Raw genomic sequence first — 9907 nt, forward strand, 5'->3', positions numbered from 1 at the left:
CGCGGGCGGCCCCCGCCACCGCCCCGGCCGCCGTACCCACCGCGGGAACCGTGCCGCGGACCAGCAGCCGCGGCCCGGCCACGGCGAGCCGGCCCGCGGTGGCCGCGGGACGTGTCAGCAGTCCCAGAGCCATCACACCCCCTCACCCGGGGCACGCCCGCCGACGCCGTCCTCGCCCGAACCGTCCCGCTCCGCCTCGGCAGCCTCTTCGGCGGCCCCGGGCTCCGGTGCCTCCGGACCGGGCAGGTCCTCCACATCCCGGGCGAGCACGGGACCGGGCGCCTCGGTACCGGACGCCTGCCGCGTGTCGCCGGACGCCGGCTCCATCGCACCGGGGTCCGGCTCCTCCTCCGCGTCACCGGCGGCCACAGACTCCGGCATCTGCGCACCGGACGCCTGCCACCCGTCACCGGTGACCGGCTCCATCGCGCCGAGGATCGGGGCCTGCGAGCCGAGAACCCGGTCCGCGTCACCGGTCATCACCCCGGCCTCTCCGGGCGCCGGGGCCTGGGGACCGGTGGGCAGCTGGGTGTCGCCGGTGATCACCGGCTGCGTGTCGGACGGCAGGCCGCCGGGCGCTCCGCCCCTACCGGCACCGGGCGTCGTGCCCACGTCACCGGAGGGTGCGTCGAACACCTGACCGGAGGAGGTGGCGGACAGCCCCTGGCCCGAGGAGGTCCGGGAATCCTGACCGGAGGGGGTCTGGGAATCCCGGCCGGAGGAGGTCCGGGAATCCCGGCCCGAGGGGGTCTCCCGCACCTCGCCGGCGCGCATCTCCCCCACCTCGTCCTCAGGCGCCTCGGGCTCCTCGGGCTCCTCGGGCTCCTCGGGCTCCTCGGGCTCCTCGTCCAGCGGGATCACCCCGATCTCACCCGCGGGCACGGCGCCTCCGGACTCCTCCGAGTCCCCGGAGGGCTCCCGCTCCTCCGGCCGCGGCTGTGTCAGCCAGGCCACCGCCGCCCCGGTGACGGCGACCGGCCACTCCACGATGCCCGCGACGCCGAGCACCCCGGCCCCGGTGTACACCGCCAGGCGCCGCCCCCGCGGTGACACGGCCCCGATCTTGTCCAGCGCTCCTCCGGCCACCCTGCTCACCGTTCCGGCGCCGGGCACGTGCCGCAGCGCCGAGGCCGCGGTCCGCAGCGGCTCCGGAAGGGTCGTCGACGACGACTGTCGCTCCTGCCGAGCCATGACTCTCCTCGTTCCGTATGAGTTCGCTTTGCCGGATTGGCCGGGTTCCCGTTCCGCGCCACGTCACCCGGACTCGAAGGAGAGAGAGCACCGCGAAAAGGCGGCGCCCGGGAGCAGGACGAACGACGCGGTGGCCGGAGATCGCCCGTCCCCGGCCAGCGCGTCATCCGTAAAGGTCAACCAGCCGTGCAGGCAGTCCCGTTGAGCGTGAAGGCGGCGGGCGCCGCACTGTTGCCGCTGTGGTTCGCCTGGTAGCCGATGCTCACGCTCGCGTTCGGGGCGATCGTCCCGTCGTACGAGGCGTTGGTGGCCGTCACCGCTCCGCTGCTCGGCGCGTACGTGGCGCCCCAGCCGTTGGTGATGGTCTGCCCGGCGGGCAGGGTGAAGCCGAGCCGCCAGCCGTCGACCGGGGTGGTGCCGGTGTTGGTGATGGTCACGGAGGCCGTCAGTCCCGTGCTCCAGGCGCTGGTGGTGGCGGACACCTTGCAGGTGCCCGGCTGGGGCTGGGGCGTGGAACCCGAGCCGTCGAGGCCGAAGAAGGTCAGCGCCCGGGAGGCCATCCCGTTGGCGTAGAGGTTGTGGCCGACGCCCTGGAGGCTGATCGCCTCGACGGGCGCCTGGTCACCAGTGGAGCCGTAGCGGGTGCGGGTCCAGCCGGAGACGGGGGTGTCGGTGGCGGCCGGGGTCTGGCCGGCGCCGAGGACATCGGTCCACTGCTTGATCTCCTCCCCGAAGTTCGGGTACCGCAGCGTCGTGTCCTCGGTACCGTGCCACAGCTGCATCCGCGGACGGCGCCCGGTGTAGCCGGGGTACGCGGCCCGGACCAGGTCGCCCCATTGCTGCGGGGTGTGGGTGACCGTGCCGTTCGCGCAGGCGCTGTTCCACTCGGAGCCGTCGGTGGTGGCGAAGCAGCCGAAGGGCACGCCGGAGAAGGCGGCGCCGGCCGCGAAGACGTCCGGGTAGTCGCCGAGCAGGACGTTCGTCATCATCGCGCCGGAGGAGATGCCGGTGGCGAAGATCTTGCCGGTGTCCGCGTCGTAGGTGCGGGTCACCCAGTCGATCATGGACTTGATGCCGACGGGATCGCTGCCGCCGCCGCGCTTGAGGGCCTGGGGCGAGGAGACGTCGAAGCACTTGCTGGCGCGGGTGACCGAGGGGTAGATCACGACGAAGCCGTGGGTGTCGGCGAGTCGGGCCCACTCGGTGCCGTTGTACATGGCGGGCCCGGAGCCGGTGCAGTAGTGCACGGCCACGACGACCGCGGGGTGCGCGGTGACGTTGTTCGGCACGTAGAGGTACATCTGCAGGTTGCTGGGGTTGGTGCCGAAGTTCGTGACCTCGGTGAGGGTGGCGGTGGGGACGGCGGCGCGCCGGGCGGTGGCGGCCGGGGGTGCGGCGGCGGCCGGGGGTGCGGTGAGGGCCCCCGCGGCGAGTAAGGGCAGCAGTACGGCGGCCAGCACCGACAGGATCGTCCGCGGCGGTCGGCTCGTGGTCATGTGGGGGCGGGTGCGGGTGGACACGTCCTCGTACTCCGTTCTCGGCGTTCCGGAAGGGTGAGCCACCCCTTCCGGGAACCTCTCGGAACCTCCGGGGAATCTCCCGGAAAAGGGGAGGCGTGCGTCCCGCATGGTGGCATGGACACAACCATCATGGAAGCGCTCCCACACCACTTGCCCCGACCGGGTCCGGACACGGCGCCGCAGCCCGCCGACCGGACGGAATTGTGCTGCGCAAAGCGTTGACGCAGAAAGCGCTTACCCCCTACGGTCCGTTCAGCGACGTGACCGAGAGGCCTCTCCATGGGGCCAAACGGTCACAATAGTTCGCGCAGTGCTCAGCATGGCGAACATCGTTCACATACACGATCACGCACGCTGTCGAAGGGACGCACCCGCATGCGTACTCGCCCCCCACGTACACACGCGCAAAGATCCACGGCAGTGACGGCCGCGGCGGCCGCCCTCGCCGCCGTCACCCTCCTCGTCCTGCCCCGGTCCGCCTCGGCGGCGGAGTCCTCACCGGTCGGGTTCGGCGCCGGCACCACCGGCGGCGGCAGCGCCTCCGCGACGACCGTCACGACGCTGTCGGCGTTCAAGTCGGCCGTGACCGGAAGCACCGCGAAGGTCGTCAGGGTCAGTGGCATCATCTCCCTGAGCGGCCAGGTGGACGTCGGCTCCAACACCACGGTGCTCGGCGTCGGTTCGTCGTCCGGGTTCACCGGCGGCGGACTGCGGCTGAAGAACGCCACGAACGTGATCGTCCGCAACCTGAACATCAGCAAGGCCGTCGGCACGGACGCCATCACGGTCCAGAAGTCGACCAAGGTGTGGATCGACCACAACTCCCTGTCCTCCGACCGCGACCACGGCAAGGACTACTACGACGGCCTGGTCGACATCACCCACGCGTCCGACTACGTGACCGTCTCCTGGAACACCTTCAAGGACCACTACAAGGGTTCCCTGGTCGGTCACAGCGACAACAACGCGAGCGAGGACACCGGGCACCTGCGGGTGACGTACCACCACAACTGGTTCGACAACGTCAACTCCCGCATTCCGAGCCTGCGTTTCGGCACCGGGCACTTCTACGACAACTACGTCGTCGGCGCCGAGACCGCCGTGCACTCCCGCATGGGCGCGCAGATGCTCGTCGAGAACAACGTCTTCCGCTCCACCCAGGTCGCCGTCACCACCAGCCGGGACAGCGACGAGGACGGTCACGCCAACCTCAGGGGCAACGACCTGGGCGGCGCCACGACCGAGATCTCGCAGGTCGGGACCTTCACCAGCCCGCCCTACGGCTACACCGCCGAGCCGGCCTCCTCCGTCGTCGCCTCGGTGACCGGCGGCGCGGGCGCCGGAAAGCTCTGACCCGTCGGAAAGCTCCGACTCCACCCCCCATCCGGAAGAAGGCATCGGGACATGACTTCACCAGCTTCCTTACGCGCCCGCAGGCGCGCGCTGACCGGCACCCTGGCCGCGCTCGGCCTCACATCTGTCATGATCATGACGGACGGGGCCGCTCCGGCGACCGCCGCGACCTGGCCGACCGCCAACGGCAGCCAGGCCGTCACCGCCACCATCTCGGTCTCCGGCACCAAGGACTACGGGATGAAGCGCCTCTACGGCAGCGGCGACCTGGGCACCGGCGGCCAGAGCGAGAGCCAGGACCCGATCCTGGACCTGGCGGCCGGCGCCGTCCTGAAGAACGTCATCATCGGCGCGCCCGCCGCGGACGGCATCCACTGCGAGGGCAGCTGCACGCTGCAGAACGTGTGGTGGGAGGACGTCGGCGAGGACGCGGCGACGTTCCGGGGCTCCTCGTCGTCCAACGTGTACACCGTCTCCGGCGGTGGCGCGAAGGAGGCCAGCGACAAGGTCTTCCAGTTCAACGGCGCCGGCACGCTCAACGTCTCGAACTTCGCCGTGCAGAACTTCGGCAAGCTGGTGCGCAGCTGCGGCAACTGCAAGACGCAGTACAAGCGGACCATCAACCTCGACACCATCGAGGCCACCTACAAGGGCAGCGCGCTCGTCGGCATCAACACCAACTACGGCGACAGCGCCACCCTGAAGAAGATCACCATCGTCGGTGACAGCGGCAAGAAGATCGTGCCCTGCCAGAAGTACATCGGCAACAACACGGGCGCGGAGCCGCCGAAGAACGGTTCGGGCCCGGACGGGACGTACTGCAAGTACGCGAGCTCGGACATCACCTACAAGTAGCCCCCCCACGGTGGATCAGGCCGTACGAAGCACACCCGCGCGGTGCTTCGTACGGCCGCCGTGTCAGCCGCCCATGTCCCGGGTGATCTGCCGCTGGTAGTCCGCGTACGCGGCGCGCAGGGCCGCTCCCGGCCAGTCGGCGGGGAGGAGTGCGGCGGGCAGCACGGGGTCCGTCAGCAGATGGCGTACGACCGCGGCGAAGGCGGCGAAGACGTCCGCGGGCCGGTCCGCCCGAGCGATGTGGGCCAGCAGAGCGCGGGCGGTGGCGGCCCAGGCGTCCAACGGCCACAGCCGTTCGGCCAGTTCACGCGCCGGGCGGTCGGGGCGGGCGGTGCAGGTCTCGGCCACCGCCGCCAGGTCGCCCGGCAGCGGGCGCAGGAGGTTGGCGGGACGCAGCCACACCCCCTCGCGCAGTTCGGCCAGCCGCAGCGCGGTGAGACGGGCGCGCAGCTCGGCCCGTTCGGCGGGGCCGCGGCCCGTCGCCGTGACCACCACCATCTCCCACTCGCCGTTCCACGCGCGCGTGCCGGCCTCCACCGCCTCGTCCTGCCGGCGCTGACGGGCCAGCAGACGGTCGCTGAGCCGGTAGACGGAGTCCTCGGAGCGCCGCAGGTCACCGGCGGTGACCATGCGGCTGAGCGCGGCACGCAGCGTGGAGCCGCCCACGCCGAAGGGCTCCACCGCCCGGACGAGGTCCTTGACCGCGAGCTCCGGCGGGTGCGTGCCCAGCAGCAGGCTCAGCACGACCGACCTCGCGGACAGCGGCCGCAGATCGACCTCGCCGGACCTCTCCGAGACGTTCACGCGCATGGGCACGTACTCTACGGGCGCCTAGTTGTTGCATCATTGCTGCGGACGCAGAAAAGATGCAACATGACGGCATGGTCTCGACACCCGTTCCCGCGCGGCCGCAGCCGCAGTACGCGACGCACGACGTCACCAACCAGCCGCCTCCCCTGACGCCGTACGACGCCTCCGAGGACACCGCCCTGCTGGAGGGACTGCGCCGCGAGGGTGCCGGCTGGGCCGAGGAGGACGTGCGGCGGCTGGGACTGCGGGCCGGCAGCGCGGAAGCGCAGGAGTGGGCGGAACTGGCCAATGTCCACGAGCCGGTGCTGCGGACGCACGACCGGTACGGCAACCGGATCGACGAGGTGGACTTCCACCCCGCATGGCACCACCTGATGCGGACCGCGGTCGCCGAGGGGCTGGCCGGGGCGCCGTGGGCGGACGCGCGGCCCGGTGCGCACGTCGCCCGGACCGCGGGCGGACTGGTGTGGGGCCACACCGACGCGGGGCACGGCTGCCCGACGTCGATGACCTACGCGGCCGTCCCGGCCCTTCGCGCCCAGCCGGAGCTGGCCGAGGTCTACGAACCCCTGCTCACCGCCCGCGAGTACGACCCCACGCTACGGGTGCCGACCGAGAAGCCCGGCCTGCTCGCGGGCATGGGGATGACCGAGAAGCAGGGCGGCTCCGACGTCCGTACGAACACCACGACGGCGTGGCCGACCGCCGAGCCCGGCATGTACCGGCTGCGCGGGCACAAGTGGTTCACCTCGGCGCCGATGTGCGACGTGTTCCTGGTCCTGGCGCAGGCTCCGGAGGGTCTCTCCTGCTTCCTGGTACCGCGCGTCCTTCCCGACGGCAGCCGCAACACCTTCCGCATCCAGCGGCTCAAGGACAAACTCGGCAACCGCTCCAACGCGTCCTCCGAGCCCGAGTTCGACGGGACGGTGGCCTGGCTGGTCGGGCCCGACGGCCGGGGCGTCAAGACGATCATCGAGATGGTCAACTGCACCCGTCTGGACTGCGTGATGATGTCGGCCACGCTGATGCGCAAGACGCTGGTCGAGGCCGGCCACCACGTGCGCCACCGCAGCGCGTTCGGGGCGCGGCTGATCGACCAGCCGCTGATGCGCAACGTTCTGGCCGATCTGGCGCTGGAGTCGGAGGCCGCCACCACGCTCACCCTGCGGCTGGCCGGGGCGGCCGACCGGGCGGTCCGCGGGGACGCCGCCGAGACGGCCTTCCGGCGGATCGCCACGGCCGTGGGCAAGTACTGGGTCACCAAGCGGGGCCCCGCCTTCACCGCGGAGGCCCTGGAGTGCCTGGGCGGCAACGGCTACGTCGAGGAGTCGGACATGCCCCGCCACTACCGCGAGGCCCCGCTGCTGTCGATCTGGGAGGGCTCGGGGAACGTCAACGCCCTGGACGTGCTGCGGGCGCTGCGCCGGGAGCCCGGCACCGCGCAGGCCCTGTTCGACGAACTCGCCCTGGCCCGGGGCGCGGACGCCCGGCTGGACGCCGCCGTGGTCCGCCTGGAAGGGCTGGTGGCCACCGGTTCCGAGGCCGGCGCGCGCCGCCTGGTGGAGCTGATGGCGCTGGCCCTGCAGGCCTCCCTGCTGGTCCGGTGCGCCCCGCCCGCGGTCGCCGACGCGTTCTGCGCCACCCGGCTGGGCGGGGACTGGGGACACGCCTTCGGCACGCTCCCCGACGCCGCCGACCTGGACGCGATCCTGGAGCGTTCCCTGCCGGACGGCGGGTCGTCCTTGCCATAGGCGAGATCTGCGCACAGTGACCCCCCGGTCCCGCTCCGTTGTCAGTGGCGTGGTGCAGACTCACGAGCAGTTGGCGCTTCGCCTGGGGGAGGAAACGTGTTCACGGGGATCGACGAGGTCGACTGGGCCTCGCTGAGGCACGCGTACGGCGGCGCGGAGGACGTGCCCGCACTGCTGAGGGGCCTGGCCTCGGCGGATCCGGCCGAGCGGGAGACCGCACTCGACGGCATGTACGGAGCGGTCCACCACCAGGGCGACGTGTACGACTCGACGCTGGCGTCCCTTCCGTTCCTGCTCGCGCTCGTGGCGAGCGAGACGGTCCCCGAGCGGGGCGGCATCGTGGACCTGCTGGTCAGCATCGGTCAGGAGGGCGAGGAGCGGGTCGGCGACGACACCCGCGCCATGGCCCGCGCCGCGGTCCGCGCGGGCGCCGAGGTCTTCGTGCGGCTGACCCGGGACCCCGACGCCGAGGTGCGGCGCGCGGCGGCGGGCGCGCTCGTGAGGTTCCTCGACGCACCCGCGCGCGTGCTGGGCCTGTTGCGGGAGCGGCTCACCGTGGAGCGGGACGACCGGGTTCTGCTCGCCCTCGCCGAGGCCCTCGGGGTGTTCGCCCGCCGCCACCCCGGGCAGGCGGCCGGGGCGGTGGAGCTGCTGGCGGCCCAGAGCGCGCCCCCGTTCGGGCCCGGGCTGCGGCTGGCGGCGCTCGGGCAGCTCGCGGACTGCGCCCCCGACCGGCTCCCCGAGGACCTGGTGCCCACCGTCGTACGACTGCTCAGGGAGCGCTCGAAGCGGCGGCCGTGCCGGACCGGGGAACCGGACCGGCCGGAGACGGACACGCTCGTCGGCCGGCTGCGGCGGCTGCGCCCCTCCGACGAGGAGGGCTCGCAGCTGCTGCGGACCCTGCACAGCGCGCTCGGCGGCCGGGTGGAGGAGCGGATCGCCCTGCTGATGGGGCAGTTGAGCAGTCCGGACGCGACCGACCGGTGCAACGCGGTGTGGATGTCCCTGGGGCTGTTCCGCGAGTGGCGCGCCGACTACCGCGCACCGGTGGAGCTGATCGGCGCGCAACTCACCGCGGGCGACGACCGGTTGCGGGAGGCCGCGCTGTCCGTCCTCGAAGGCCTGCTCGACCTGGCCGCCCCGGCCGCGGACCACCTGCACACCCTGGTCGTCTCCCGACCGGATCTGTGGGTGCGTCGGTGGGAGTACGGGGCGCCGACCCTCGGTACCGCGCTCAAGTCCCTCGCCCTGTGCGGGGATCCGCGGGCGACGCCGGTGCTGGCTCAGCTGCTGGCCGGGCCGGTCGTGCCGAACGAACTGGGACGCGTGGCCGTCGAACTGGGCGCCGCGGCGCGTCCACTGGCACCGGCCCTGCGGCACCGGCTCGGGCAGGTCCCGCTCGACTCCGCCGAGACGTACGACCGGGCAGCACCGTTGCTGTGGGCCCTGGGGGCGCTCGGGGACGTGGAGTCGGTACCGCAGGTGCTGCGCCTGCTGCTGGGCATGCCGGACGGCCTGCGGTCGCGGGAGGCGGTGGTGGAGTCGGCGGTCCGCGCGCTGGGCGCGTTCGGGGCGGCGGCGGGTGAGGCGGCACCCGTGCTGCGGGGCCTGCTGGACACCGGGCCGGCGGTCGCCGCCGCGGCGGCACTGTGGGCGGTGGAGGGCGACGCGGCCGCTGTACTGCCGGTGCTGCTGCGGGAGTTGCGGGGCGAGCGGCGCGGGCGAGCGGTGGCGGCCGAGGCGCTGGGGCGGCTCGGTCCGGCGGGCCGTCCCGCCCTGGCCGACCTGCGCCGCATGGCGGCGGCCGACGACCTGTGGCAGCGGACGTCGGCGGCGTGCGCCCTGTGGCGGATCGGCGGGGACGACGAGACCGACATCGCCGCCCCGGTTCTGCGGACGGCCTGGGCGACGAACCCGCACACCCGGCCCACCGTCGCGGAGTGCGTCACCGAACTGGGCCCGGTGGCCGCGCCCCTGCACGATCTGCTGCGCGCGGAACTGGCCTCCCCCCGGCGCCACCAGGCGTCCCTCGACGGCTACGGCAGCCACGACATCGCCGACGACGTGCGCCTGCTGCGGCTGTGCCGGGACGGGGTGAGCGCCGGGTAGGGAACCCGCGGGTCGGAGACGGATCCCGCCGGCGGACGGACGCGGTCCGGTCAGCCGGCGATCCGGGCCGCCTGGGCCGTGCTGCTGTTCCTGCTCACCCGGTTCCTGTGGCGGCGGGCCGCCCGCCGTGTCATCGCCCAGGGGACCGGGTGCCCGTCCGTGGGGCGGCGGCGGCCGTCGCGGGCGGGCGGGCGGGCAGGGGCGTCACGGCCGGGCGGGCAGGGCAGTGTCACGGTCGGTGAGCCGGGCGGTGTCACGGCCGGGCGGGCAGGGCAGTGTCACGGTCGGTGAGCCGGGCGGTGTCACGGCCGGGCGGGC

Annotated in this window: 7 protein-coding genes; 4 read left to right on the plus strand and 3 right to left on the minus strand. The window is 73.2% G+C overall.

From position 1 onward, the window contains the following. Positions 1-132: 132 nt before the first annotated feature. A complete protein-coding gene (locus M8J74_RS45100; RefSeq protein WP_372500414.1) occupies positions 133-1191 on the minus strand; it encodes a hypothetical protein in 1059 nt (352 codons plus the stop codon). 176 nt (positions 1192-1367) lie between these two features. Then, a complete protein-coding gene (locus M8J74_RS39010) occupies positions 1368-2687 on the minus strand; it encodes an extracellular catalytic domain type 1 short-chain-length polyhydroxyalkanoate depolymerase (RefSeq protein WP_249840974.1) in 1320 nt (439 codons plus the stop codon). A gap of 399 nt (positions 2688-3086) precedes the next feature. Between M8J74_RS39010 and M8J74_RS39015 the strand changes: the two genes are divergently transcribed. Continuing rightward, positions 3087-4064, plus strand: coding sequence for a pectate lyase family protein (locus M8J74_RS39015; protein WP_249840975.1), 978 nt, complete (start codon positions 3087-3089; stop codon positions 4062-4064). Positions 4065-4115: 51 nt separating this feature from the next. Continuing rightward, the gene (locus M8J74_RS39020) at positions 4116-4919 is read left to right on the plus strand and encodes a pectate lyase (protein ID WP_249840976.1); all 804 of its coding nucleotides are present in this window, start codon (positions 4116-4118) and stop codon (positions 4917-4919) included. A gap of 63 nt (positions 4920-4982) precedes the next feature. Here the strand turns inward: M8J74_RS39020 and M8J74_RS39025 are convergent, their stop codons facing one another. Next, a complete protein-coding gene (locus M8J74_RS39025) occupies positions 4983-5729 on the minus strand; it encodes a PaaX family transcriptional regulator C-terminal domain-containing protein (protein ID WP_249840977.1) in 747 nt (248 codons plus the stop codon). A 71-nt stretch (positions 5730-5800) separates the two neighbouring features. Here M8J74_RS39025 and M8J74_RS39030 point away from each other — a divergent pair, with 71 nt between their 5' ends. Further along, complete coding sequence (locus M8J74_RS39030; RefSeq protein WP_249840978.1) at positions 5801-7480, plus strand: DNA alkylation response protein; 1680 nt, start codon at positions 5801-5803, stop codon at positions 7478-7480. 96 nt (positions 7481-7576) lie between these two features. Further along, on the plus strand, positions 7577-9589 hold the full coding sequence (locus M8J74_RS39035) for a HEAT repeat domain-containing protein (RefSeq protein WP_249840979.1): 2013 nt from the start codon (positions 7577-7579) through the stop codon (positions 9587-9589). Positions 9590-9907 lie beyond the last annotated feature (318 nt).

This window comes from Streptomyces panaciradicis (genome assembly GCF_023516615.1).
GTDB classification, from domain to species: Bacteria; Actinomycetota; Actinomycetes; order Streptomycetales; family Streptomycetaceae; genus Streptomyces; species Streptomyces panaciradicis.

What these genes read in the sequence shown, in the direction of transcription:
- M8J74_RS39020 (WP_249840976.1), top strand. Translation starts at nt 4,116, where the DNA reads ATGACTTCACCAGCTTCCTTACGCGCCCGCAGGCGCGCGCTGACCGGC.
- M8J74_RS45100 (WP_372500414.1), bottom strand. Translation starts at nt 1,191, where the DNA reads ATGGCTCGGCAGGAGCGACAGTCGTCGTCGACGACCCTTCCGGAGCCG.
- M8J74_RS39025 (WP_249840977.1), bottom strand. Translation starts at nt 5,729, where the DNA reads ATGCGCGTGAACGTCTCGGAGAGGTCCGGCGAGGTCGATCTGCGGCCG.
- M8J74_RS39015 (WP_249840975.1), top strand. Translation starts at nt 3,087, where the DNA reads ATGCGTACTCGCCCCCCACGTACACACGCGCAAAGATCCACGGCAGTG.
- M8J74_RS39010 (WP_249840974.1), bottom strand. Translation starts at nt 2,687, where the DNA reads ATGACCACGAGCCGACCGCCGCGGACGATCCTGTCGGTGCTGGCCGCC.
- M8J74_RS39030 (WP_249840978.1), top strand. Translation starts at nt 5,801, where the DNA reads ATGGTCTCGACACCCGTTCCCGCGCGGCCGCAGCCGCAGTACGCGACG.